This window comes from Streptomyces sp. cmx-4-9 (genome assembly GCF_046548835.1).
Classification (GTDB): domain Bacteria; phylum Actinomycetota; class Actinomycetes; order Streptomycetales; family Streptomycetaceae; genus Streptomyces.
The window spans coordinates 474,699-500,867 of the sequence record NZ_JAEBEE010000006.1; the positions used below are offsets into that span (position 1 = coordinate 474,699).

Genomic DNA, 26,169 nt, shown 5'->3' on the forward strand with positions numbered 1-26,169 from the left:
CCCGCGCACCCAAGACGACCCCCGCCACCCGGGGCCCGGCATGGCCGGCCGCCCCGCGGCAGCCTGAAAGCGAGAAACAGATGCAACCCACGTTCGTACTCGTCCACGGAGCATTCGCGAACTCCTTCTCCTTCGCGCCCCTCCAGGCCGAACTCGGTCTCCTCGGACACCGCTCGGTGGCCATCGACCTGCCCGGCCACGGGTTCCAGTCGACCTTCATCCACGCCTATCAGACCCCGCAGGACCCCGCGGGTCTCGCGAGCGCGCCCGGCTCGATCAAGGGCGTCACACTCGCCGACAACGTCGAGCACCTGATCGGGATCCTGGAACGGGCCAAGCAGAACGGGCCCGTGATCCTCGTCGCCCACAGCCGCGGCGGCGCCACGATCACGGCCGCCGCCAACGCGCGTCCGGACCTGATTGACCACCTTGTCTACGTCTCTGCCTGGGCCCCGGTCCACCTCGACGTCAACGACTACTACGCCGAGCCGGAGATGACCGCGGTCGATCCCGCCGCCTTCGCCCCGGCGCTGGCCGGGAGCCCCGCCGACCTGGGCCTGCTCCGGGTCAACTTCCGAACCGCGGACCCGGACGTGCTCGCCATGTTCAAGGCCGCCTTCCTCGCCGACGGCACCGACGAGCAGTTCCTCAGCTTCCTCAACACCTTCCAGCCCGACGAAAACCTGGACGTCGGCGGCTCCGCCGACCGAGCGCAGGCCGCGACCTGGGGCCGCATCCCCAAGACCTACATCCGCCTGGCCGGCGACACGAGCCTGCCCCTCGCCCTACAGGACCGCCTGATCCGCGAGGGCAACGAACTGACACCCGACAACCCGTACGACGTACACACCCTGGAGGGCAGCCACCTGAAATGGCTCGTCGAACCCGCACCAGCGGCCCGCATCCTGGGTGGACTCGCTCCGCGCCCCGCCCCGTCCACCCAAGGCGTGCCCGAATGAGGTGAAGGCGGTAGCGGGACAAGGAACGAGAGCGTCCGTGTGGGGCGCACCCACGGCCGCCCCCGGCACCGAGATCCGACTGCTACCGGGTTCCCGGCCGCACGAGGAGGCAGGGCTCCGCACTCGCCCCTTCACGATCTGAGGGACGGGGACGCCCTGGTCCTTGAGCGCGACGGCGAAGGCATGGATGTCGCCGTGGTTGCCCTTGACTGCCGTCCGGGCCGGCGGATGCGCACGGGGGCGGCAGCGGCAGGTCGTCGACCAGCCGCCGCTCCTTCAGCCTGGCCCGCTCACGGGCGAGGAGATCGACCTCCGCGAACGGCTCCGGCCCAGCCGCACCGAGACTGGGCGATTCGAGCGGTTGAACGGTCGGCGTGGGTTGTCACCAGATGGCGCCGGTGGGGTCGTTGGTGAGGGCGGCGGCGAGGAGGGTGCGGAGGTGGTCGGCTTCAGGGAGGAGGGTGGTTTCGATCTCGTCGTTGGTGTGTCCGGCCAGGGTGAGTTGTTGGATGCGGTGGAACAGCAGGCGGTCGGACGCGGCGATCATTGCGGCGGCGGCCCGGGGGGCGATCTCCGGGACGTCGGCCGGTGCGGCGTTGGTGAGAGCGTGAGCCAGTGCCTCCTCGCGCCGGTCGTGGAGTTCACGCAGTCGGGCGGTGAGAGTGGGGCTGTCGGCGACCATGCGGGCGAACGCGGAGCCGGTGAAGCCGACCACGGGGCTGTGTTCCAGTAGGGCGCTGCGGAAGGTGCGGCCCAGTGCGGCGAGTGGCACCTCGTCCGGGTTGCGTTCGGCGACCGCCCGGGCCAGGCCCTGGGTGAACTCCTCGTGGTGGTCGAGGGCCAGGTCCTCTTTGCGAGGGAAGTAGTTGGTCACCGTCTTTTTGGCGACCCGGGCGGCGCTGGCGATCTCGGCGATGGTGGTCTGCTCGAAACCATGTTCGATGAACAGTCGGGTTGCGCAGTCGGAGATCAGCTGCCTGGTCTCCTGCTTCTTGGACTCGCGGAGTCCCATCTCGGTAGCCATGTCGAGGAATCTTACACCGGTAGCAAAATTAGTCTTGACGGCCAGGGAGTATCGATCTAAGTTTACGTCTGTCGCAAAATTCGCCTGACTGAATGGACCTGGATTGCGCCACCCCCACCACTTCCCGGACCGCAACGACAACGGCCCCTTCGCCCTCCCCACGGGGGGCGCCGACCCCATGGGCGACCACACCGGACGTGTCCTGCAGCATCTGCTGGGAGAACACGTGCGCGGACTGCCCGGCCCGACTCACGCCGCCGTGGTTCCGGTGGTCACCGGCACCCGCTGGTCCGAACCCGAGCTCCCCCGCCGCACCCTGAGCCGCCCGGCGTGGCCGTTGGACCGGCCGATTTCTTCGTCCGCATTCGGCGGGTCCTCTCGTCCCGTTCACCCGGCACGCGTCTGGACCCGGCCGCCAAGGTGATCGCGGCAACTACCCGGCCTCACGGCTGGAGCGTCCGGAGAGCCCCACATGGCTCGGCATCCGGATCGTGGGTCCCCTTCCGGTGGCGTGCTCCCGCTACGCCGAGGCCCCTCGGCTTTGAAGACAGCCTGCAACCACGTCGGCGAAGTGCTCGCCTCCCAGTACGTCCGGGGCCGCCCACCGGTGCCTGTCCGCAATGTGTCATTCCGGCCGCAGTACCCCCGCAGCATCCTGCTGCCCCTCGTTGACCCCACTCCCTGGAGTTGCCCTGAACGTCACCACTTCCACCGTGTCCCTGACCGTCGAGGACGTCGACGCCTCCCGTGAGTTCCTCTGTACGCATCTCGGCTTCCAGGTCGCCGTCGCAGCCGATGGCTTCGTCTCCCTGACCCGCGAAGATGCCGCCGTCGACATCGTGCTGCTCCGTACCGGCACCGGAGTACTCCCGCCCGAACAGCGCGACCTGAAGGCCGGCGGCCTGATCCTCGCGCTCACCGTCACCGGCCTCCACGCCGAGGAGCGCCGCCTGCGGGAAGCCGGAGCCCCCATCACTCTTCCGCTGCGTGAAGAACCTTGGGGAGAGCGGCTTTTCCAACTCACCGACCCGAACGGAATCGTCGTACAGCTGGTCGAATGGGTTGCCCCCACTGAAGCCCCTACTGCCGCGGCTACCCCCGTCGAAGCGGCTTCAGCCGAGGTCGCACCGGCAGGAGAGCCGGCCGTGCACGTGATCGCTCCGGCCGACGAGCACGTCGTCGAGTCACCGAACGCCCGCATGACCGGTCTGGCGGCACCCAGTCGCGGCAGCAGCGAGTTGAGCACCTGGACCGTCGCCATGGCGGCGGGGCAGAGTGGGCCCGAACACGCCATCAGCCGCGAACAGGTCTGGACCGTTACCTCCGGCGTGCTTGAGGTGAGTTGCGGCGGACGCACCGAAACCGTTCCGGTGGGACGGACCTTCGTCCTCCCCCCGGACGCACTCCGCCGCATTCACGCCCCGAAGGACGCCGAGGCCCACGTCGTCATGCGTGTCGACGGCGTAGCTCGCGTACCGGGCACCGAAGGCACACGGCCCTTGCCCTGGGCTCAATGACGACACGTCAGTACGCCGCCTGAACAGCTCCCCTCCACCACGACTGCACAGCGCCACCGCACCACCCCACCCACCAGCAACGGAGACAGCTTGTCCGTCCGCATAACCGCCCTGACCGATCTCGAAGAGACCTCTTCCAGACGCCGTTTGGCCTGGCTGGCCTCCGACGCCGACGGAAGCCCCCTCGGGGCCGCGTTCCTGCATCTGTTCACCGGGGAGGGCCAGCGTCACCTCGCCGAACTGGACATCCAGGTCCATCCCGCCGAGCGACGCCAGCAGGTAGGCACCCGACTGCTCGCGGCGGCCGTGAGGGCAGCACGCGAGGACGGCCGCCGCAGCGTCATCGCCCAGGCCCAGAACGACAGCCCCGGCCTCGGTTTCCTGACCGCCAGCGGGTTCCGGACCGCGTTGACCCTGACGTACGCCCGCCTCGCCCTGGCCGACGCGGACCTTGCCGCCCTCACCGCGCTCACCCGAGCCGACGACGCCGGATACCGGTTGACGACATGGGACGGCATGGTTCCCGATGAACTCGCCGACACCTACGTGGCGTCACGGCGGGCGATGGACGACATGCCGATGGGCGCCGTCGACTACGGCACGGTGAGCTGGGACCTCGACCGGATACGAGCCGCCACCGCGGCCGTCGAAGCACGGGGGGAAAGCCTGCACACCGTCGCCGCCATCGACAGGTCCAACGGAGTCATCGTCGGCTTCACGGAACTCGTGGTCCCCTCCGACGGCATCGGCGACGCCCTGCACTACGGCACAGCCGTCCTGCCCGAACACCGGGGCCACGGCCTGGCCCGACGTATGAAGGCCGCCGCGATCCTCACCGCCCGTCGCAAGCATCCCGAACTCGACGGCCTGCGCACCGACACCGCCGACAACAACCCGTACATGCGCCGCGTCAACGACGCCCTCGGCTACCTCCCCACTCACGTCGCCCACGAATGCCAGCTCGACCTGTGACCGACCCTGGCCCGGCAAGCTCCGGGGGGAACGAAGGCATGCCCTACCGGGTAAGCGGCCCACCGGCCGTCGTACCACCCGGTGGGGGAGACCTGGCTACGCCCGCTCCGTTTGAAGATCAAAGTAGGGTGCGGCGGGGAGCTGGCCACAAGGCTGTGGGGATGCCGCAGAACCGGCGACCGTGGCCGGGGCCCGCACAAACACATGGGGGATCGATGATTGACGTGATCGTGGCCGGCGGCGGACCGACCGGCCTGATGCTGGCTGCCGAGCTGCGACTGCACGGCGTGGGCGTGGTCGTACTGGAGAAGTCGGCCGAGCCGACCGAGCAGACCCGAGCCCGCGGTCTGCACGTGCGAAGCATCGAGGTGTTGGACCAGCGGGGCCTGCTGGAGCGGTTCCTGCACCTGGGCCAGAAATTCCAGGTGGGCGGCTTCTTCGCCACCATTCTCAAGCCATGGCCCGAGGCACTGGACACCTCCCACCCGTACGGCCTGTCGATCGCGCAACCGGTCACCGAGCGACTGCTGGCCGAGCAGGCCATCGAGTCCGGCGCCGAGATCCGGCGCTCCTGCGAGGTGGCCGGGCTGAGTCAGGACGAGGACGCGGTGACGGTCGAGCTCGCCGACGGCACCCGGCTGCGTGCACGCTACGTCGTCGGCTGCGACGGCGGCCGCAGCACGGTCCGCAAGCTTCTCAACATCGGCTTCCCCGGCGAGCCGACCAGGCTGGAAACCTGGCTGGGCGACGTGGAAGTGACCGAGGACCCGGCGACGCTGATGAGGGTGACGGGCGAGATCCGCCGCAAACACATCCGTTTCGGCGCCGTCCCCATGGGCGACGGCGTGTACCGCGTCATCGTGCCCGCCGAGAACGTCTCCGCGAGCGGCGCTCCGGCTCCGACCCTCGAGGAGTTCAAACAACGGCTGCGCGATTTCGCCGGTAGCGACTTCGGCGTCCATTCCCCGCGCTGGCTCTCCCGGGTCGGTGACGCCAGCCGCCAGGCCGAGCAGTACCGTTCCGGGCGGGTGTTCCTGGCCGGAGATGCAGCGCACATCCACCCGCCGACCGGCGGACAAGGCCTCAACCTCGGCATCCAGGACGCCTTCAACCTCGGCTGGAAGCTTGCGGCCGAGATCAACGGCTGGGCGCCGAAAGGCCTCCTGGACAGCTACCACACCGAACGCCACCCCGAGGGCGCCCGCGTCCTGTCCAGCACCCTCGCACAAGGGGTGCTGCTGGGGGACGACGCGGGTGCCAAGGCGCTGCGGGAGTTGTTCGAAGAGCTGATGGACATCGAGGAGGTGAACCGGAAACTGACCGAGACCATCACTGCCGTCGGGGTCCGCTACGACCTCGGCGAAGGCCACAAATTCCTCGGACGCCGGCTGCGGGACATCCAACTGAAGCAGGGCCGCCTCTACGAGCGGATGCACAGCGGCCGCGGCCTCCTGCTCGATCGCACCGGCCGGCTCTCCGTAACCGGCTGGGCTGACCGGATCGACCACATCGTCGACACCACCGAGGAACTCGACGCGCCCGCGGTTCTCCTGCGCCCCGACGGCCACATGGCCTGGGTCGGCGACGACCAACAGGACCTACTCGGCGCGCTGCCCACCTGGTTCGGCGCCCCCACGCGCTAAGCACCCTAGAGAGAGGTCCCTGCCTCCCGGTTGTGGAACAAGGCCGTCCCGTGCGAGCCGCCCCGGACCAACGCCGCACTGTTCAACTCCTGCGATCGGCTGACCAGGGCGTGTCTGGCCGAAAGAGACGGCCCACCACGTGTTGAGCTGTCGTTCAGGGTGCTGGCCGGGCCAGAACAGCCACATCATCAGCCCGCTCAGGGGAAGGCAACAATTCCTGTGACTACCCGCACCCGTGGACGCGTCCTTCCCAACGCACGCCGCCTTTTCCACATCCCCGAAGACATCGCATACTTCAACACCGCAAGCCTCGCGCCCACCCTGAACGGCGTGCTGGCCGCAGGGCGGGCGTCCCTGGAACGCCGAGCGCAGCCTTGGATGATCACCGCATCGGACTGGTTCACCGCCGCCGAGCAACGCCGGGCCCTCTTCGCCCGCCTCATCGGCGCCGAAGCTGACGACATCGCGCTGATCTCTGCCACCAGCTATGGCATCGCAACCGCCGCCGCCAACCTCCACGGCCGCCCGGGCCAGCGCGTTCTGGTCCTCGCAGAGGAGTACCCCTCCGGCGTCTACACCTGGCGCCGCTTCGCCGCCCGCACCGGCACCACCGTACACACCGTTCACCGCGAGCCCGGCGGGACCTGGACGGACGCGGTCCTCCAAGACCTCGACGAGACGGTCGCAGTGGTCTCGGTGCCCCAGGTGCACTGGACCGACGGCACCCTGATCGACCTCCCGCCCATTGCACAGGCTGCCCACGACGCCGGAGCAGCCCTGGTCATCGACGCCAGCCAGTCCGTAGGGGCCATGCCTCTGGATGTCACCGCACTCCGCCCGGAGTTCGTGGTCACCGTCGGCTACAAATGGTTGCTCGGCCCTTTCGGGCTGGGCTACCTCTACGTCGCCCCTGCTCGGCAGAACGGCCGACCGCTGGAGGAGAACTGGATCGTACGCGAGGACGCCCAGGACTTCGCCCGTCTGGCCGATTACCGCGACACCTATCAGCACGGTGCGCGCCGCTTCGACATGGGACAGCGCACCGCCTTCGAGCTCACCCCGATGGCCATCGCCGCCCTCGAACAGGTCGCGGACTGGACGGTGCCGAGCATCGCCACGACCTTGGAGGTCGTCACCGGACGGATCGCCGAGGCCGCACGCGGCCTCGGCCTACACGTCCCCGAACCACGTGGCCCGCACATGCTCGGCATCGAGATGCCGGAATACCGACGAGCCCGTCTGCTGCGCACGCTCAGCGAAGCCCACGTCCACGTAGGAGCCCGCGGAGCCGTACTGCGGATCAGCCCCCACCTCCACACCACCGACCGCGACATCGAACGACTACTCCAAGCGCTCGCAACCGACCCGAGCCATGCGTAGCCTCGCCAGGCTGCCGCCCCCGGGCCGTCATGGGTTCGGCGGTGCCCGGTTGCAGCTGCGGGGATCGGGGTGCGGGGCCCCCTCGCCGCGAGCATCCGGCTGGCCGCTCCCGGCCGAGGGGCGTTTGTCAGACCCCATCGGTACGGTCTGCACATGAGAGCTACGGCAACTTTCACCGTCAAGGCGTTCGTCCTCACTGAGCTGAGGCCCGAGCCTGCCGTGTCCACTGGCCTGCCTGTAGGTGTCGCAACGATGGAGAAACACTTCGAGGGAGAAGCCGTGGGACGCTCGGCGACCCTGTTCACCTCCGCGTTCGACCAGTCGACCGGCGTCGGCACCTATGTGGCTATGGAGTCGTTCGAAGGCTCGCTGAAGGGACGGGTGGGTTCCTTCAACTTCGTGCACTCGGCGACAACATCCGGCAGTGACAGGACGGCGGAGTTCTTCACTATCGTGCCTTCGAGCGGCACCGGCGAACTTGCCGGGATCTCCGGGGCCGGAGAGTTGGCCGTTGATGCTGACGGCACGCATCGCATCCGGTTTGACTACCAGCTCGGTTGGCTTTGTCCATGAACCGACAGCAGTCGCTCAGCGTTCCGGCGGGCACTCCAGCAATGTCATGTTCGATGTTCACCGCAAGCGGGAGCGACGCCCCCTAGGAGTTGTCGTCAAAGTGTCACGCTCACATCAGGAGCGATGCGAGGCTGACGGCTGCTTGAGTAGGACTGGGTGGTCTTGTCGTACCTGGTGGTGATGGAGCCCATTGCTCAGCAACGTTCCACGACGTTGCGGCGTTTGTAGACCTGCTGGTCGAAGGCCGGCGGGCGGCCGCCAAGGCTGCCTCGCCGGGCACGGTTGCGGACCTGTTCGGACCGCTCTGGAATGGTGTGGGCGATGCCGCGACGGCGAAGCCAGGTACGGATCGCCTCCATCCCACCGCCGCCACACCTGTCAGGGTGCACAATCTGCTGCCCCAGGATGTGCCAGCGTGCGCCTGGTCCGGCTCGGCCGCCCACCTGCGCCACGTAGAGCGAGAGCTGGTGCGAGCTGCGTCGGGCGAGGTGGATTGCCTGGCGGTGTGCACTCCTGTGGGCGGGTCTGCCGGAGGCGATCGGCGGTATCGATTACCAGGTCTCCTTGGAAGTCGGAACCTTGTGGCGGCTCGCCGTGCTGCCTGCGCTGCAGTCCTGCGGCTTGGGAACGCTGCTCGTCCGCGCTGCGGAACAGCCGATCCGGCACCGCGGGCTGCGCAGGACTGAACTTGCGGTGGAGGAGGACAACCCCCGGGCACGTGCCCTGTACGAGCGCCTGGTCTATGTCGCATACGGCCGCGAATGGGAAGCCTGGGACGTGGAGCGGCCGGACGGATCGATCCGTCGTCACGACACGGTGTGCGTTCTCATGCGAAAGGGCCCTTGAGTCCGCGTCCAGAGACGCTGCGCAAGGGGGCAGCCAGGTGGTCGTCGCGCGCAATGGCACCAGGCTGGCGGGGCCGGGTTTCGATCATCCCGGCCGCGTGCTGAGCCGGCCTGACTCGCCTTCGGATCGCTCGCCGCGCCCAGGTTCTCTTCAGTGGATCACTCGCCCGTGGTGATGTCTGTGGACGCAGGGAGCGGTGGGTGTCATGATCACGCTCGCGCGCGGCACGGGTCCGGCACTCAGGAGAGAGACATGAAACTGTACTTCGCCGCACCTCTGGTCCTTATCGCTCTGCTCCTCGCCGCCTCCGGGGTGGCGGCGGTCATGCGTGGGTGGGTGCTTCCCAGGAACAGGCGCCACATCCGCAGCCCCCGCCTCTACGGCTCGGGCCAGTTGGTGTCGGCTTTCGCGCTGTGCTGGCAGGTGGTCTTCGGTTTGGTGATCAGCGACGCTGGCACCCGGCATTGGGGGACCTTGACCGGCGGCGCGATTCTGGTGACTGGCCTCATGGTGATGCTGGTGGGCCAGCTCGCGCGTGGTAGTCGCGAGGGTGTCAGTACGCCTTGGCGATGAGCTGGCAGGTGGCTCGGCAGCAAGGATGGCGAGTTCGGGCCCGGCGGCCAATCCGGCCGTGCACCGCCCGGCCGGACAAGGCGGTTCGTATGGCGGGGAGGCGTGCCCAGCACGGCTGGCTTGCCTGTTGCCGTGGTGCAGGCCGGGGCGGTCGTGCTGGGGAGCGGTCCGGGCGGCGCTGCGGGGCCGCGGCAGCGGTTCTGACCGCACCGCTCCGGTCATGCCAGAACAGCGCCCTGTCCGGCTGCTGCCGCGCGGCTCTGCTCGGCCCACCGGACCGCATACGGCATCGCCAGTCCCGCAAGCACGAAGACGCCGCCCAGCGCCAGCCAGCCGGGAACTCCCCAGGTGATGCAGAACAGGGCCAGGACCGACGGCGCCAGGGAGCTCGCCAGGCCGGTGCCGGTGGCTTGAAGTCCGGAGTACTGCCCCTGAGCCCGGGCGGGTGCGAGTCCGAAACTCAGCTCGAACGAGGCCGCCGCGTGCCAGAGCTCGCCGATCGTGTGCACGACGACACCCGCGACGATCAGCACGGCGGCGAGCCACCCTGGCATCCCCGCGGCGGCCGCGATCGCCGCCATGCCGAGTAGGAACGCCACGCCGGAACGGACCGCGCCCCGTCCCGCAGAGGCGTTGTCGACGACACCCCGGCTCGCCCGTACCTGGAATGCCACCACCATCAGCGTGTTGACCACCCCGCATGCCCCGATCAGCCAGTGGGGCGCTTGGCTGTGGCCGACGATCCACAGCGGTAGCGCGAACACCAGCACGTGTCCCTGAAGCGAGAGGAGTGAATCGAGCGCGGTCACCACCGTGTACGGGAGGTCCTTCAGCACGCCCCACTGGCTGGCAGAGGGCGCCTCCGATGCGGATGTGGGCTCCGGTTCACGCACAGGCGGCAGGTGTGGCAGTCGGGTCACCACGGCCGCGCAGAGCAGGAAACTCAGGGCGTTGGTCAGGATCAGTGTCACGTACGCCCCCCGCGTGTCCACCTGCACCACCACGCCGGCCATGACCGCACCGCACGCTCCGGCGAGGTTGGCCGTCGCCCGCAGGTAGGACCGGTACTTCGTCGGGTTCGGCCCCCCGAAGCCGCGCGTTAGCGGCCCTCGGGCCGCAGCTCCGGCCGAGGCCGCGAACTGGCTGAGGGAGATGGTCAGTACGAACGCCCAGAACGAGTCCACGAGCACCAGCGCCGCCATCGCCGCGGCCTGCACGCACTGGATCACCAGGTACGTCTCACGCGGCCCGTGCCGGTCGGCTACCCGCCCCGCTGGCACTCCAGCCACCAGGCTCACCAGGGCCGCCACCCCCATGGCCAGACCGACCTGCGTCACCGACAGGCCGACCGAGCGGGTAAAGAAGAGAGCGGCGCCGGTCATGAAGAGACCGTTGCCGATCATGCTGATGAACGTCGCCAGCGCCAGCGTCCGCCGCGGACCGCGTTCGAGCAGCACCCCTCGCCCGATCAGCCACGACGGCCGAGGCCGCCACCGTGACTGCGGTGGTATGTCTGCCGACGTGCCGCCTGAAGTCTTACCGGTCCTCATGGTGTGCCGAATTCCCCTTCCTGAAAGCCCTCTTGCCGCCCAGGACTATGCACGGCGCCGGACCCGCAGTGAAAGGCAATCTGATCTGGTGAAATGTCACATCTGTAAAGGGAACTGGAGGCGACCGCCAGCAGTTGAGCTGAGTGACGAGGCGCCGGTTCCCCTTGTATGCGTTCAAGGCCGCCTTGAGCGAGAGCCCGTTTAGCCGTGAGCAAGAGCAAACGTCGATGCTCGTCTCACTGAGTGAGCCAGCGGTGGCAGGTGAGGGTGCAGGCGATGCTCGTGAAGGCTAGGAAGTGTTTGGTACCTGGTCCCTGGTTGCTGACACCACTGACCCCTTGGAATTGATCATCTAGGCGGCGGCGAAGGTGATGTCGTGCTCGCGCCCGGCCCGGTCCATGCCGATGGACGCGTACCGCGCCATCAGGATCCCCACCCGCCGGTCGAACCTCGTCTTTGGGGAGCCAGTACCGCGCGAGCGGCTCGCCCCACGCGAAGCCGGTAGGGACGGCGGGTGAAGTCGCCCCTGGTGTAGTCGGTGTGCTCCTGGTCGGTCTGGTGGATGAGCTGGAAGCCGGACCGGGCCGCAATCCGCCCGAACAGCTGCGGCTGGAACATCGGGACCAACGCCTGGACCGGCAACCTCGACACCTACGCCGACCGGATCACCAAGGGCGAGCTGCGCAAGGGCGACATGCTGCTCTTCCACAACTCCGCCAACCCGGTGAGCGGATCGCACGGCGTCCTCTTCGAAAGCTGGACCGACTCCTCGATGTCGTCCTACATCGGCATCGAGGAGACCCCGCCGCACGCAGTGCGCCGCGTTATCCCCTACGCGTACTTCAAGAATTCGGGCTCCTACATCCCGTACCGGTACAAGAACATCGTGGAAGACGCCGCCACCCAGGGTGATGTGCCGGTGTCGGGTAACTGGGACGGGGGCGCGGCGGCGAACGTGGGTGTGTGGCGCAGTGGTGTCTTCCACCTGCGCAACGACGACGGTTCAATCAACAAGCTGGACTGGGGTCCGTCGGGTGACCTGCCCGTCGGTGCCAACTGGGACGCCGGCAATGGCGGGCCCGCGGTCAATGTCGGGATCTGGCGTCCTTCCCAGGGCCGCTTCGACCTGCGCAACGACGACGGCTCCCTCACCGCCCTCGACTCGGGCCAGCCCAGGTAGCCCTTGCCCACCCCGGACAGCGTGCCTGTGTCCCACCCAACTCGGGTGGGACGCTGCTGGCAGCAGTTGGCGTGGGTGGGACGCCCCGCGAAGCGGTCCGCTATGCAAGTGTCCACTTCGAGCGACCGGGGATCACCCCCGCTGACGTGCTGGCCGACCCAGACGGTGTCGAACTTTGCGGCTGCTCCTGCAGACCCGGCGCGACTCTCTCGTCCAGGACCGGTTCCCCGACGCCTTCGCTCCCGCAGACCCGTGATGCGTCCCCTCATCAATTACCCGGCCATCGCCTACATTGCCGCAGGCTCCACGGCACTGATTCTGGCGACCAGCTGGGGCGGCACCGAGTAGGGGCGCGTGCGGCTCCGGAGGAGGGCCTGCTGTGTGCCGCCCGGGACGGCGGCACACAGCAGGGAGGTGGGGCAGGTCAGGACTTCTTGAAGACGGTTACGGCGAGCGGGTCGGCGGCGGTACTGGTGGAGTCGGTGGCCCCGTTGGTGCCGAGGACCTTCTTCCAGTTGCCGGCGGGCAGGCTCACGCTGGTGGCGCTGTTGGTGGGGTTGTAGACCACGACGGTGTCGTGGCTGGTGGGGGCGGCGGCGTTGGAGCTGATCGCCGAGGTGACGATCGAGCCGTTGATGGTGGTGGCCATCTGGGTGTTGACCGCGTCCCAGGTGCTCAGGCGCAGGGCGGGGGTGTTCTTGCGGAGGGCGATGGCGTCCTTGTAGTACTGGAAGATCGCGTTGTTGGCGGTCTTCTCGCCCCACTGGATGGCGTTGACGTTGTCGCCGGATTCGTAGGAGTTCTTCGCGGCCTCGTAGTCGCCGCCCACGACCTTGGAGTGCAGGAACTCGTCACCTTCGTGGAAGAAGGGGATGCCCTGGGAGGTGAGGACCATGCCGGCGGCGAAGCGGCTCATCTGCCCGGCGCGGCCGGTGGGGCCGCCGGTGACGCCCGAGTAGGTGATCTTGTCCCAGATGTTGAGGTCGTCGTGGGCGGAAACGTAGTTGATGGTCTGCTCGGGGTCGTAGGCGAAGGCCGCTGCCCAGGGGTCGGCGAGCGGGCTGGTGCTCTTGGTGGCGAGGGGGGAGCCGCGCATTCCGAGGGCGATGGAGGAGGCGTTGGAGGAGGAGCCGCCCATGTAGCCGAGGAGCTGGTCGCGGGTGCCGCCCTTGATGGCGTCGCGGTAGGTGCCGTTGAAGACTCCGACGTGGCCGCCGGCGATGGCGGGGGTGGTGCCGTAGCGGACCTTCTGGGCCTGCAGCGGGTCGTCGACGCCGCCGCTCCAGGGCTCACCGTGGATCTGCAGGGTGCGGCCGGGAAAGGTGGACTGGAGGTACTTGGCCCACTGGTCGACGTTCTTGTACTGGTGGACACCGATGAGGTCGAAGCGGAATCCGTCGAGGTTGTAGGTGTCGATCCAGTACTCAAGCGAGTCGAGGATCATGCGGCTGACCATCGGGTTGCCGTCGTCGATGGAGTTGCCGGTGCCGGAGAGCTGGGTCTCGTGGTAGTACTTCCCGGTGATGTTCTGGAAGACGTCCTTGCTCGCGGTGTGGTTGTAGACCACGTCCATGAGGACCCGGATGCCGTTCTTGTGGTACTCGTTCACCATGTTCTGGAACTCCCGCACGCGGTCCTCGGGCGCGGTGAACTGCGAGAACTGCTCTTCGGGAACGTTGTAGTTGAGCGGGTCGTAGCCCCAGTTGGGCACGGTGCTGTTGAAGTCGTACGAGGGCAGCAGCTGGACGTGGGTGACGCCGAGCTCCTTGAGGTGGTCGATGCCCGTCTTGGCGCCGTTGCTGGTGGTACCGGTCTGGGTCAGTCCGGCGAACTTGCCCCGCTTGGAGCTGTCCACGCCGGAGCTGGCGTCGATGGTGAAGTTGCGGACGCTCATCTCATAGATGACGGCGTCCTCGCGCTTGATCAGCGCAGGCGTGGGAGCCCAGCCGCCGGTGGGCTGGATGGACTCGATGTCCATGACGATGCCCTCGGTGGTGCCGGGCTTGACCATGCGGGCGTAGGGGTCGCGCACGGTGTTGTTGCCGACGCGGAACTGATAGGCCTGGTTCTTCCAGTTTCCGGGCACGACGGCCTGGTAGACGTCCGTGTAACCGCTGACGTCCGCGGGCTGGAGGGTGTGGGACTGGCCCCCGACCGTAACGGACACCTGGGAGCTGCCGGGAGACCAGATCCGGAACGTGGTCTCGGTGGGCGTGTAGAGCGCGCCGAGGGTGCCGTCGAGGGCGGGGCCGGGCGGTTCCTCCGTCTGGACGCTCAGGACGTGGGTGGTGCTGTTGTACCGGAAGTCGACGGTGGACCCGGTCTCCGGGACGGTGAAGGCGATGTCGGCGCCGGCAGGGCTTCCGCCCTGGCCGTAGCTCTCGGTCCAGGACTGGCCGACGGCGGCCTTCACGGTATAGGTGCCGGCAGGGATGGACTCGGTGGACCAGGTGTAGACCCCGTCACCGTCGATGTCCTTGAGCCAGGACTTGAGACAGTCGGGGGCCCAGTCGGCCGCACAGCCGATCTCTGACTGGAAGGATCCGCCAGCGGTGACGATCCTGCTGTTGATGTCGTCGGTGATCCAGTGCGTGACGGGGTCGTAGACGAAGGTGACGTTCTTGCCGCCGGCCGGGACCTGGAGCGGGATATTGGCGCCGAAGTGCTGCGCCTTGGCGCCGTAGTTCTCGGCCCAGCTCTTGTTGATGGCCGCCTTGTAGGCATGGGACCCGGCCGGAAGGCTGAATGTCTTGGACCAGGCGCCGGAGCCGTCGATGCGGGCGGTGAGCTGCGCCTGGGCGCAGTCAATGGACCAGTCGCCGGCGCAGCCGATCTCGCTGTTGAAGGTGCCGGGGACAGAGACGGCGGTAGCGGCCGTCTCAGCCTGGGCGGAGGTGGTCAGTGCGGGTACGAGCGCCAGTCCCATGGCGGTCGCTGCCAGGACCGCAGCCGCGGTCCGGGCGCTGTTGCGCCGGGAGGGGCGCGTGGGGGTGCCGTGCAAGGTGGTGCCTCCTCTGGAGGGGATCACCCGTCTGTGCGGCGAGAGCGCCGTTGCGGGTGGTGAGGGAAGGCGGACGCTGGTCGGTTCACCAGCGGCGCGGCTCCACGGCAGATCTACGCCTGCCGGAACGGACAGCGTTGCCGGAGGTGAACCGGCGGTTGCTAATCCGTGTCTAACTCCAGTTAATAACGTGCCAAGTTGAGGAGAGTCAATGGATTGCGCAGGATCCACGCGAACCGTTTCCCCTGTGCTCCCCTCGGCGCACGAAGCCAGGCCCGGGCCGGACATGGGTGCGGGGTGCGGCCGTCACGGCGACCTTCGCAGGTGGGACCCCGGCGACCTTCGCCGCGCGCTGCAGCCCAGGCCGGCGCGGACGGCGCTCTCCCGTGCACGGAGGCATTCGTACCCTCCGCCTCCGGCGGTCGCCTTGCCGACGCGGCAGGCTGCCGGAATCCAGTCGTGGTGGGTGACGGGCCTAAGATCGAGCGGACGGCCCCCTGGATGCCAGCACCTGTAGCCCGGCAGGACAGCGTGTCTGCTGTCCTGCCGGGCTGTTCGGGTGGGCGGGGTCAGTGCTGAACGAAGACGGCTACGGTGCAGGCGGGGACGGTGAACGTGCCCGTTGCCCGGTCGAAGGCGGCCTGCTTGACCACGGGGTCGCTGCCGCCGCTCTGGACGGGGTGCAGGTCCTGCCGCGTCCCTGCGAGGCTGTTAACCGTCTGGGTCTGGGCGTTGGGGGTGGCGTTGTAGACGACGGTGACGGACCGGTAGGTGCCCAGGCCGCGTCCGTCGAGGTGCTGGGTGATGACGCCGGGCTTCTCCCCGGCCGTGCCCGACAGTGGGAAGGTCAGACGCTGCTGGATGGCACCGGCGGTGCCGAGGGAGAAGAGCGGTGTGGACTTCTTGATGGCGAGGTACTGGCGAAACTGCGCGGTGGCTGTGTTGATCTCGGTGCAGCCGGGACGCAGCTCTGGGTCGGCCAGCAGCGGTTTCGCGAGCGGCCACTGGGCGTTGTTGGACTCGGCCAGGGGCAGACCCCTGCCGAAGCCGTTGCCGTTGTTGCAGTCCCATTGGATGGCGTTGAACCAGTCGCCGCTGTCGTAGGAGTTGTGGTCCAGGGACTTGGAGCGGAGCAGGTCGGTGCCGCCCTGTGCCATGGAGGGGCTCTGGGAGAGCGTGCTGGTGGCGAGTGCGAGGGCCTGGAGGCGGGCTCGGTCTGCCGGGGAGGTGGTGGGGGCGAGTTTGTAGGCGAGGGCGTCGTAGAGGGCGAGGTTGTCGTGGGCCTCGACGTAGTTGACGGCTTCGCCGGGTGAGGCGGTGTAGCCGGCGGGCTGGCCGTTGTAGTCGATCTGGGCACCGGTGCGGCGGGTGCCGTCGCTGGTGGTGAAGGTGTAGCGGGCGAGGTTGCCGGTCAGGCCGATCTTGACCAGGTCCATGTCGTGGAGCAGGCGGGCCTTCTGCTGCTCGGGGGTGCCGTTGGCGTCGGCGCCGTTGGGGGCCGTGTACAGGCCGCTGGCGAAGCCCTGGCGGCGGGGGTCGGCGTCGGAGATGCCGCCGCCGCGGGCGCCGTCGCGGAGCCGGTCGTTGAAGGTGCCGATGCCGGTGCCGGCCATGTTGCGCTGGGTGGCCTGCTCGAAGCGGGCGTCGTTCGCAACGATTCCGTAGTCCCAGCCCTCGCCGTACAGCAGGCTGGCCTTGCCGTTGATGCCGTCGCGGCCGGGGGTGAGGCGGGCCAGGGAGGACTTGACGTCGAGCATGGTCTGCTTGGGGTCGAGTCCCATGAGGTCGAAGCGGAAGCCGTCGATGCGGTACTGCTTGGCCCAGGTGGTCACGGAGTCGACGACGAGCTTGTTCATCATCGCGTTCTCGGGGGCGGTGTCGGCGCAGCAGCTGTCACGGGTGACGGCGCCTGTGGCGTCGAGGCGCTGGTAGTAGCCGGGGACTATCTTGTCGAGGACCGAGGCGGTGTCCTGTCCGGCGGCGGCCGTGTGGTTGTAGACGACGTCCATGACGACGCTGAGGCCGGCTTCGTGCAGGGCCTTGACCATCTGGCGGAACTGGACGATGCGGTCCGTGCCGTCGGGGGTGGTGGCGTAGGCGCCCTCGGGAACGGTGAAGTGCTGCGGGTTGTAGCCCCAGTTGTAGGCATCCCGGGCCTGGGTCGAGGCGACGCAGGCCTGCTGCTCGGGCGAGTCCGGCGCCATGGAGGCCATGTCGCATGCCGGGGTCGACTGGTCTGCACGGAGTTCGGCGGTGCCGGCGAAGTCGAAGGCGGGCAGGAGCTGGACGGTGGTGACACCGGCCGCCTTGAGGCCCCTCAGGTGCTTCATGCCCAGGGACCCCGGCTCGGTGAAAGCGAGGTAGGTTCCCCGCTTGTCCGCGGGGACGCCGTCGTCGGCGGTGGAGAAGTCACGGATGTGGACTTCCTGGATCTGCTGCTTCTCCAGGGGCAGCGCTTTCGGAGCGTGCGACTTCTCCCAGCCCTGCGGTGCGGTGGTGCGGTCGTCGAGGTCGACGATCTGGCTGCGCTGGGAGTTCGCCGACAGCGACAGCGAGTAGGGGTCGGTGACGGCGTTGGTCACGGTCCTTTGTGCTGCGGGGGCCCAGACCTTCACCTGGTAGCGGTAGTAGAGGCCCTTCCAGCTCTTCTCGCCGCGCACCGCCCAAACGCCGGTGTCCCGATCGAGCGCCAGCGGTACGATCCGGGCCGTGGTCGAGGCCGGGGTGTCGTACAGCTCGACGCTGACGGACTGGGCGGTGGGTGCCCACAGGGACAGGGCCGGCTGGCCGCCGTGGAAGACGGGGCCGAGGGAGGCTTCCTTCGCCTTGGCCGCGTACAGGGCGTCGAGGACGCCGGCGGTCTGCAGTCCGGTGGCATTGACGAGCTGCCCGCCGGGGTTGATGGCCGCGATGGCGCTCTGCCCCTTGACCAGGTCGCTAGCCTTGGCGGCCCATGCGGCGGGAACGCGGAGCGCGCCGAGCTTCGCCAGGTGCGGGTACTTTTTCTTGAGGGCTTCCGGCAGGCCCTTGGCGTCGTACTGCAGCGGGATGGCGGTACCGCCGCTGATGCCGGTGCCTCCGGCGGCGAGGCCGCCGTCGGGGGCGGTCGCGAGCTGGTAGGTGGTTCCGGACGGGTTCGCGGTGGTGTCCCAGGCGATGAGGTCAGGGGTCAGCCAGTATCCGGAGCGGGGCGCGAGGCTCGGCTTGGGCTTGCCCGGGTAGACGCTCAGCGTCTTGGAGGCTGTGCTGAAGCCGAAAGTGGTCTCGGCCCCGTCGGCGGCCACGGTGAAGGTGCTCTGGTCGCCGGTCGCCCGGGCGGGCAGGCCGAGGCCGGGCTGGGCAGTGTAGGTGCCGGCCGGGAGCCTGGTGGTGGTGAAGGTGGCGATGCCGTCGCCGTCGGGGTCCGTCAGCCAGGACGCCAGACAGGAGGGGTCCGTGTCACTCGCGCAGCCCAGTTCGCTCTGGAAACTTCCGAGAGCGGTGGCCAGGGTGGTATTCAGCGTGTCGGTGATCCAGTGGGTGACCGGGTCGTAGACGAAGGTGACCTCGGCGCCGTCGGCGGGGACGCTCAGCGGGATGTTCGCACCACCCAGGGCGGCGTTGAGCCCGTAGTTGACGGCCCAGCTTCGGTCGAGGGCGGCCTTGTAGCTGTAGGTTCCGGCTGTCAGGCGGGCGGTGAGCGCCCAGGTCCCGTCGGCGCGCAGCCGCATCTGGGCTTCGTCGCAGTCCGGGGACCAGTCCCCGGCGCAGCCGAGCTGGCTGTCGAAGTCGGAGGCGACCGCGACCGCGGTGGGCTGGGGGGTATCGGTGGCGGCGGCGAAGCCCGGTAGCGCGGCCGTGCCGGCGACGAGGCTCAGGGCCAGGACGGCCGACCTTCTGGTCAGGCGGCCGCGGCCGCGCGCGGAGGTGGAACGTGACGTCATGGAACACCTCGTTGTGTCGCGGGGGTGGGGACGTGTTGCGAGTTGCGGGTACGCCTGCTGACGGCCCCGCGGTGGTGCGGGTACGAGGCCGTCAGCAGGAGGTGGTGAGGGTCAGGCGGTGGTCCACCACACAGTGGTGTCCGCGGGCAGTACGGTCCGGTCGTTGCCCGTGGTGGTGTGGTTGCTGGCCATCAGGGCCTTGCCGGGGGTGTCGATGGTGACCGCCTCTCCCGTAACGTTGACGGTGCACAGGAACGTCGGCCCGTCGTCGGCGGTGCGCTCGAAGCAGAGGACGCCGTCCGGGCTCGGGAGCCAGCGCAGGTTGTCGGTGCTGCCGAGCGAGGGGTGGCTGCGGCGCAGGGCGAGCGCGCTGCGGTACATCTCCAGCGTGGAACCGTCCTGGCCGGTCTGAGCCTCGACGCTCAACTCCGCCCATGTGTCGGGCTGCGGCAGCCAGCTCGGACCGTCCTGGACCTGGTTGAAGCCGTAGGGGGCGCTGGTGCCGGACCAGGGGATGGGAACCCGGCAGCCGTCACGGAATCCGTCCTGTCCGGCGCCACGGAAGTAGGCGGGGTCCTGGCGGACGTCGTCGGGCAGGTCGGTGACGTCGGGCAGCCCGAGCTCCTCGCCCTGGTAGATGTACGCGGATCCGGGCAGGGCGAGCATGAGGAGGCTGGCGGCGCGCGCACGGCGCAGTCCGAGCGTGCGGTCGCCGGCCTCGCGGATCTGGGTGCCCAGGCCCGGCGGGTTGGCGAAGCGGGTGGCGTGCCGGGTGACGTCGTGGTTCGACAGGACCCAGGTGGCCGGGGCTCCGACCGGGCGCATGGCGTTCAGGGTTCCCTCGATCACCTCGCGGAGTGGGTCGGCCTGCCAGGCGGTGGCGAGGTACTGGAAGTTGAACGCCTGGTGGAGTTCGTCGGGGCGGACGTAGTTCGCCGTCCGTTCCAGGGTCGGCGCCCAGGCTTCGGCCACGCCGATTCGCTCGCCTGCGTACTCGGCGAAGATCGTGTGCCAGTGCCGGTAGATCTCGTGGACGCCGTCCTGGTCGAAGCACGGGCCCGCGTCGTTGCCCAGCAGCCGCATCCGCTCGTGGTCACCGAGGTCGGGCAGGCCGTCGGCCTTCACCAGGCCGTGCGCCACATCAATGCGGAACCCGTCGGCCCCGAGGTCGAGCCAGAACCTGAGAATGGAGCCGAACTCGTCTCGCACCGAGCGGTGTTCCCAGTTGAAGTCCGGCTGCTGGGGTGCGAAGAGGTGCAGGTACCACTGTCCCGGGGTGCCGTCGGGGTTCTTGGTACGGGTCCAGGCAGGTCCGCCGAAAACGGACTCCCAGTCGTTGGGCGCCAGGTCCCCGTCCGGGCCCTTGCCATCGCGGAAGTGGAACCGTTCCCGTATGCGGGATCCGGGACCCTCGCGCAGCGCCTGCTGGAACCAGACGTGCTGGTCAGAGCAGTGGTTGGGAACCAGGTCGACGAGTATCCGCAGGCCCAGGCGGTGTGCTTCGCCGATGAGTTCCACGGCGTCCTCCAGGGTGCCGAACATGGGGTCGACCACCCGGTAGTCGGCCACGTCGTAGCCGGCGTCGGCCTGAGGGGAGGAGTAGAACGGCGACAACCACACCGCGTCGACACCGAGGTCGCGCAGATAGGGCAGGCGGCTGGTGATGCCGGGCAGGTCTCCCATGCCGTCGCCGTTGGCATCGGCGAAGCTGCGGGGGTAGACCTGATAGATCACCGCTTCCCGCCACCAGTCGGTTGCGGGGTTGGTGTGTGCGGGCTGGGTGGCGGCGAGCGGCTGGGTCATGTGGGAGGAGTCCTCACGTCAGAGGCGCGGCAGGCATGGCGCCGGGCGTGAACAAGTGGGTCGTAGTACGGAGCCGGGGAGCCGGCGGCCGTGGCCGGCTCAGTGGCCTTCGGTAGCGCCATACGCGGGCACGAACGGGCCTTGCGGGAAGGAAGGCCTTGAGGTGCTTCGGGCGGTGGGCCGGGCATCAGCCCTTGGTGCCGCCGGCCGTCAGGCCGGCCACGAGGTGCCGTTGCACGACGTAGAACACAGCGGCGGCAGGGATGGCGATGAGGACCGAGGTGGCGGCCAAGTAGTTCCACTGGGAGTTGAACTGGCTGATGTAGCTCTGCAGGCCGACCGCGAGGGTGTACCTCGGCTCGGTGAGCATGAACTTCGAGGCGAACGCGACCTCGCCCCACGCGGTGATGAAGGTGTAGAACGCGGCGACGGCCAGGCCGGGGCGGGCCAAGGGCAGGATCAGACGCCAGAAGGTGCCGAACGGGGTCAGGCCGTCGATGCGGCCGGCCTCGTCGATCTCGGCCGGGATGGTGTCGAAGTAGCCCTTGAGGAGCCACGCGCAGTACGGCACCGCGGTCGAGCAGTAGATGACGATCAGGCCGCCGTAGGTGTCCAGGAGACCGAGACTGCCCATGATCTTGTAGAGCGGAACCATGAGGACGGCGACCGGGAACATCTGCGTCAGCAGGAAGGTGTACATCAGCGAGCCGCGGCCGAGGAACTTCATCCGGGACACCGCGTAGCCGGCGCTCGCGGCGATGAGGACGCCGACGAGCGTGGTCCCGAAGGCGACGATGATGCTGTTGAGCATCCACGTGCCGAAGTCGGTCTTCTGGAGGACGTAGGTGTAGTTGTCCAGCGTCGCGTTGCTCAGGATGCGCGAAGGATGCTGGTAGTCGTTCTTGTCCGGGCCGAGGGAGATGTAGAAGATCCACAAGACCGGGAAGACCGCGATGAAGGCGCAGACGGCCAAGACCGCGTGCAGGGACACGGACGATGTGCGGCTGCGGCGGCTGAGCAGGCGGCGGGGGCTGGTGGGGGCCTGAATGGTCCCGGCCGGAGGGGTGGGGATGGTGGTCATCACAGGGCCCCTTGGTCGTTGCGCTTGAGCCAGCGGCGGTAGACGCTCGTGAAGACCACGAGGAGGGACAGGCACAGGATGCCGACGGTCGCGGAACGGGCGTAGTCCTGGGGCTGCTGTCCGAAGAAGAGCCGGTAGGCGTAGGTCACCAGGATCTGGACGCTGTCGCTGTTGCCGCCGAAAAGCAGGAAGATCACGTTGAACTGGTTGAAGGTCCAGATCACGCCGAGCAGGATGACGGTGCTGCTGACGGGGCGCAAGCCGGGCAGGGTGACGTGGACGAATCGCTGCCAGGGGGTGGCGCCGTCCATGGCCGCTGCCTCGTACATCTCCCGGGGGATGGACTGCAATCCGCCGAGCATGGAAATCGTGATGAACGGGAAGCCGCACCAGATGTTCACGCCGATCGCGGCGACCTTCTGAGCGAAGGGGTCGCTGAGCCAGGACGGGCCGTCGAGACCGAGGCTGACCAGGAGCTGGTTGACGACACCGTCGTCAGCGAGGATCAGCCGCCACGCGAAGATCGTCACGAAGGTCGGCACGGCCCAGGGCAGGATCAGCAGCATGCGGTAGAAGCCGCGGGCCTTGATCTGCCGGTTGATCGCCACCGCCAGGGCCAGGCCGAGGGCGTAGGTCAGGGCGACGCAGGCGATGGTCCAGATCACGGTCCAGGCGAAGTGGGGCCAGAACTGGTTGTTGGAGCCGGTGAGGACCTCGGTGTAGTTCTTCAGTCCGACCCAGGAGAAGGTGCTCGGAATCTCGTTGGCACCGATGGTGCGTCCGACGTTCTGGCTGGTGGCATCCGTGAACGTCAGGTAGATCCCCTGGATCAGGGGGTAGGCGACGACGGCCAGCAGGACCAGGACGACCGGTACGCACATGGCCCAGGCGTACCAGTGCTGGTTGTAGGAGTTCTTGATGCGTTGCATCGGGCCGCGGCCGGAGCCCCGGCCTTGTTGGCTCTGGCGGGCGGATTCGCCCTCGACGACTGTGGTCATCTCGGCACCTCATGGGACAAGGACGGGAAGGAGCGTCAGCGGAGCGGGCTGCCCCCTGGCGCGGCAGGGGGCAGCCCGCGGTGGTCTTACTGGGTGCTGAACTCCGGCAGCAGCTTCTTCGCCTCCGCGGCGGCCTTGTCCAGGCCGGGCTTCGTGGTCTCCTGCTTCGAGACGATCTTGATCAGCTGGGTCTCGAACGGGGTGTAGAGCGAGGAGTACTGCGCGAGCGGCTGGCGCGGCTTGCCGCCGGCCAGGAGCGGGGAGTAACCGGCGATGCCCGGGTTCGCGTTCACCTCGGCGGTGTAGGCGTCATCCCGGGTCGGCAGAGTGCCGTTGGCGAGCGCGACCTTCACCTGGGACGGCGCGGAGGTCATGAAGGCGATGAACTTCTGCGACGCCTCCTGGTGCTTGGCGTCCGAACCGGCGTAGGCGACAAGGTTGTGGCCCCCCAGCGGGGCACCCTGGCCGGCGCTGCCCGCGGGCAGGGCAACGATGCCGAGGTTGTTCTTGTCCTTGAACGCGGCGCCCTTGAAGACGTTCGCGTTCTCCCACGGGCCCTGGATGATCGAGGCGACCTTGCCGCTGTTGAAGGCGTCCATGATGTTGGCGTACGCGTTGCTGGTGGTGTCCAGCTTGCGGATGCCCGGGGTTTCCAGGACAGAGTTCAGGGTGTCGATGCCCTTCACTGCGGCCGGGGAGTTCAGCGTGATCTGCTTCTTCCCCGCGTCGACCATGTCAGCGCCCTCGCCGTACAGGAATGGCATGGCGTAGTACGACTGCGGGTTGAAGGCGAAACCGTCGACGCCGGTCTTCTCCTTCACCTTGGCCAGGTCCGCCTTGAGCGCGTCCCAGGTGGTCGGAGCCGTGGTGATGCCCGCCTTCGCGAACAGCTCCTTGTTGTACATCAGCGCGAGCGTGTCGGTGACCTGCGGGACGCCGTAAAGCTTGCCCTGGTACTTCGCCTGCTCGATCAAATTCGGCTTGAACTTCGCGCTTTCCGCGGCTGCGGCAGTGCCGTCGAGCGGAGCGAGGAAACCTGCCTCGACGAAGCCCGGGGTCCAGCCGACGTCGGCGCGCAGCACATCCGGGGCACCCTTGCTGCCCGCCGCGGTCTGGAACTTCGTCTGCGCGTCACCGAACGGCACGCTGACGTACTCGACCTTGACGTCGGGGTTGGCCTTCTCGAACTCGGCGACCAGGCCCTTGAAGGTCCCGGCCTCGTTCGTGGCGTCGGAGGTGTCCCACCAGGTGATCGTCACCGGGCCGGACGTGTCGGAGCCGGAGCTGCCGCCGGAACAGGCAGAAGCAGAGATGGTGAGAGCCGCTACAACGACGGCTGCCGCAAGACCACGGCGCATGGGGAACTCCTCGGAGAAAAGGCTGACCGGAAGGCGACCCGGGCACTGCCGCCGGAGCGGGACGGAACCGGCGGCAGCTAGCAATCATGCACCTTTCGCACATATCGGTTGTGCGGAAGGCCGGGCCGCGGGTGGACTCGTCCACCGATGGGAACGGGTTCCGTTCCGGGTGGCGGGTCGAGCACCTCGCGAGCTCTTTGATGTCGCAGACGTTAGCAGGTTATTAACAGCAGTTAGTTAACGTTTCTGTAACGTGGATTTCGAATGCAGTCCCTGACGCGGCGGCCTCGGGGTGCACCTCTCCGATGGCGTCTGACCTGCGGAAACAACGAACCCCGCTGCGCCGGGAGAACGGCGGGCGGGGTCACGAAAGGAGTGGGCCCGATGTGGTCGGGCGGCGAGGCTGGCCCATCAGTCGGTGGTGGGGGGATGGGCCGTCGAATCGCGCACGATCAGGTGCGTTCCCAAGAGCTGGTGAGGATGCTGATCCTCGCCCCGGATGGTGGAGAACAACAGATCCGCCGCAGTTCGGCCCTTGGCCGCGATCGCTTGCCGTACCGTCGTCAGGCGGGGCCTCATCCACGAGGCGTCGGGAAGATCGTCGTAGCCCGTGACGGAAACATCCCGCGGTACCTCCAGACCCATGTCCTGCAGGGCGTCGATCGCGCCGAGGGCAAGAATGTCCGACATGGCGACGACCGCGGTGGCGGGCTGCGCGGCCATGAACCTTTTGGTGGCCTTGAACCCGTCCATGCGCGTGGCGGGCACCTCGACCACCTCAATGTCCTCCAGGCCCATCCCGGAATCCTCCAAAGCCCGGGTCACGCCCGCCATCCGGCGGGCGAGCGGCCCCCGGTAGCCGCGTTCGGCGCGCTCGGGACCCGGATCGATCGACAGCAGCGTGATCCGGCGGTGCCCTAGGTCCAAGACGTGACGTACCGCCTCGTACGCACCGCCCTCGTCGTCGACGTCGACACTGGAAACACCCTCGTGGGAACTGCTGTCGACCAGCACGAAAGGAATCCCGTGCCGGCGCAGCTCGGCGACCTCACCACGATCGTGCTCCAGGCCGCAGACGATGAAGCCGTCGACCGCCGCATACGGAATCGCCTTCAGCATGGAATCCCGCAGCGGCGGCGTCAGCAGCAGTGTGTACCCCTGCTCGTCGCAGACCTGCCCCACACCGGTGAGGAACCGGGAGTAGTACGGGTTCTCCATCACGCGTGCGAGGTTCTGCGGGAGCAGCACGCCGAGGGACTGGGTTTGGCCTGCCTTGAGCATGCGGGCCAGGGTGTTCGGGGTGTAGCCGAGCTCCTGGGCCACCCGCAGGATGCGGTCCCGGGTGGCCACCGAGAGCTTTTCGGGGCTGTTGAACGCGAACGAGACCGCCGACCGTGACACACCTGCCGCCTCTGCGACGTTCTTGGCTGTCGGCCGGGACTTCCCCTCGCTTGAGGCAGTCCCGGATGTGGTTGCCGGCATGTCTGCCCCCCGCGTCGGTAAACGATTAGTAACGGTATAGCGCACGGCTGCCGCCTCCCGCTACTGGCGTGGAGGATGCTGGCCTGCTTGGCGGAAGAAGGCCGACGCGCTGTCGACGTCTCCGCGGCTCCGCCGAAGAAATTTACTCATCATTAAATTGGGTTAGCAAATCTCCGAACGGCTCCCAGCAGGCCATATCAGCCAACGCCAGCGCCCACGGGCAAGCGCGGACGCACCCCGTACGGCAGACCGGCCCCCCCGTGCGAGGACGTACGATCCGTGACCCACCGCCTCCTCGCCGGCCAC

Annotated in this window: 17 protein-coding genes and 2 pseudogenes; 9 read left to right on the forward strand and 10 right to left on the reverse strand. The window is 68.2% G+C overall.

The window, feature by feature from the left end:
• Positions 1 to 80 precede the first annotated feature (80 nt).
• Positions 81 to 959: an alpha/beta fold hydrolase gene (locus tag ACLJTM_RS21140; protein WP_411105208.1), complete on the forward strand. Its 879-nt coding sequence runs from the start codon at positions 81 to 83 to the stop codon at positions 957 to 959.
• Positions 960 to 1,341: 382 nt separating this feature from the next.
• Here the strand turns inward: ACLJTM_RS21140 and ACLJTM_RS21145 are convergent, their stop codons facing one another.
• On the reverse strand, positions 1,342 to 1,971 hold the full coding sequence (locus ACLJTM_RS21145) for a TetR/AcrR family transcriptional regulator (RefSeq protein ID WP_411105321.1): 630 nt from the start codon (positions 1,969 to 1,971) through the stop codon (positions 1,342 to 1,344).
• 725 nt (positions 1,972 to 2,696) lie between these two features.
• Here ACLJTM_RS21145 and ACLJTM_RS21150 point away from each other — a divergent pair.
• The 7 genes and pseudogenes from ACLJTM_RS21150 to ACLJTM_RS21180 all read left to right on the forward strand — a co-directional run bounded on the left by ACLJTM_RS21150 (position 2,697) and on the right by ACLJTM_RS21180 (position 9,487).
• On the forward strand, positions 2,697 to 3,500 hold the full coding sequence (locus ACLJTM_RS21150; protein WP_411105210.1) for a VOC family protein: 804 nt from the start codon (positions 2,697 to 2,699) through the stop codon (positions 3,498 to 3,500).
• A gap of 90 nt (positions 3,501 to 3,590) precedes the next feature.
• A complete protein-coding gene (locus tag ACLJTM_RS21155; protein ID WP_411105211.1) occupies positions 3,591 to 4,472 on the forward strand; it encodes a GNAT family N-acetyltransferase in 882 nt (293 codons plus the stop codon).
• 215 nt (positions 4,473 to 4,687) lie between these two features.
• Positions 4,688 to 6,115 carry a rifampin monooxygenase gene (gene rox / locus ACLJTM_RS21160; protein ID WP_411105212.1) on the forward strand — a complete coding sequence of 476 codons (1,428 nt, stop codon included), beginning with the start codon at positions 4,688 to 4,690 and terminating at the stop codon, positions 6,113 to 6,115.
• A gap of 378 nt (positions 6,116 to 6,493) precedes the next feature.
• Positions 6,494 to 7,495, forward strand: coding sequence for an aminotransferase class V-fold PLP-dependent enzyme (locus tag ACLJTM_RS21165; protein WP_411105213.1), 1,002 nt, complete (start codon positions 6,494 to 6,496; stop codon positions 7,493 to 7,495).
• A 153-nt stretch (positions 7,496 to 7,648) separates the two neighbouring features.
• On the forward strand, positions 7,649 to 8,068 hold the full coding sequence (locus tag ACLJTM_RS21170; RefSeq protein ID WP_411105214.1) for a DUF3224 domain-containing protein: 420 nt from the start codon (positions 7,649 to 7,651) through the stop codon (positions 8,066 to 8,068).
• A 314-nt stretch (positions 8,069 to 8,382) separates the two neighbouring features.
• A pseudogene (locus ACLJTM_RS21175) lies at positions 8,383 to 8,914 on the forward strand (GNAT family N-acetyltransferase).
• A gap of 252 nt (positions 8,915 to 9,166) precedes the next feature.
• Entirely contained in the window at positions 9,167 to 9,487 is a 321-nt protein-coding gene (locus ACLJTM_RS21180; RefSeq protein WP_411105215.1) for a hypothetical protein, read from the forward strand.
• Positions 9,488 to 9,705: 218 nt separating this feature from the next.
• Here ACLJTM_RS21180 and ACLJTM_RS21185 read toward each other — a convergent pair whose 3' ends face one another.
• Entirely contained in the window at positions 9,706 to 10,944 is a 1,239-nt protein-coding gene (locus ACLJTM_RS21185) for an MFS transporter (RefSeq protein ID WP_411105216.1), read from the reverse strand.
• A 655-nt stretch (positions 10,945 to 11,599) separates the two neighbouring features.
• Here ACLJTM_RS21185 and ACLJTM_RS21190 point away from each other — a divergent pair.
• Complete coding sequence (locus ACLJTM_RS21190) at positions 11,600 to 12,217, forward strand: hypothetical protein (RefSeq protein WP_411105217.1); 618 nt, start codon at positions 11,600 to 11,602, stop codon at positions 12,215 to 12,217.
• Between the two features lie 424 nt (positions 12,218 to 12,641).
• On the opposite strand, the gene ACLJTM_RS21195 is transcribed toward ACLJTM_RS21190, so the two are convergent.
• The 8 genes and pseudogenes from ACLJTM_RS21195 to ACLJTM_RS21230 all read right to left on the reverse strand — a co-directional run bounded on the left by ACLJTM_RS21195 (position 12,642) and on the right by ACLJTM_RS21230 (position 25,863).
• Entirely contained in the window at positions 12,642 to 15,218 is a 2,577-nt protein-coding gene (locus ACLJTM_RS21195; protein WP_411105218.1) for an alpha-amylase family glycosyl hydrolase, read from the reverse strand.
• Positions 15,219 to 15,787: 569 nt separating this feature from the next.
• A complete protein-coding gene (gene pulA, locus ACLJTM_RS21200; protein ID WP_411105322.1) occupies positions 15,788 to 18,448 on the reverse strand; it encodes a pullulanase-type alpha-1,6-glucosidase in 2,661 nt (886 codons plus the stop codon).
• 21 nt (positions 18,449 to 18,469) lie between these two features.
• A pseudogene (locus tag ACLJTM_RS21205) lies at positions 18,470 to 19,141 on the reverse strand (hypothetical protein); the annotation flags it as partial.
• A 111-nt stretch (positions 19,142 to 19,252) separates the two neighbouring features.
• Positions 19,253 to 20,944, reverse strand: coding sequence for a glycoside hydrolase family 13 protein (locus ACLJTM_RS21210; RefSeq protein ID WP_411105219.1), 1,692 nt, complete (start codon positions 20,942 to 20,944; stop codon positions 19,253 to 19,255).
• Between the two features lie 187 nt (positions 20,945 to 21,131).
• Entirely contained in the window at positions 21,132 to 22,025 is an 894-nt protein-coding gene (locus tag ACLJTM_RS21215) for a sugar ABC transporter permease (RefSeq protein WP_411105220.1), read from the reverse strand.
• Positions 22,025 to 23,023, reverse strand: coding sequence for a carbohydrate ABC transporter permease (locus tag ACLJTM_RS21220; RefSeq protein ID WP_411105221.1), 999 nt, complete (start codon positions 23,021 to 23,023; stop codon positions 22,025 to 22,027). The genes ACLJTM_RS21215 and ACLJTM_RS21220 overlap by 1 nt, the downstream gene beginning before the upstream one ends.
• Before the next feature lie 86 nt (positions 23,024 to 23,109).
• Positions 23,110 to 24,381, reverse strand: a complete 1,272-nt coding sequence (locus ACLJTM_RS21225; protein ID WP_411105222.1) for an extracellular solute-binding protein — start codon at positions 24,379 to 24,381, stop codon at positions 23,110 to 23,112.
• Between the two features lie 411 nt (positions 24,382 to 24,792).
• Positions 24,793 to 25,863: a LacI family DNA-binding transcriptional regulator gene (locus tag ACLJTM_RS21230; protein WP_411105223.1), complete on the reverse strand. Its 1,071-nt coding sequence runs from the start codon at positions 25,861 to 25,863 to the stop codon at positions 24,793 to 24,795.
• Between the last annotated feature and the right edge of the window lie 306 nt (positions 25,864 to 26,169).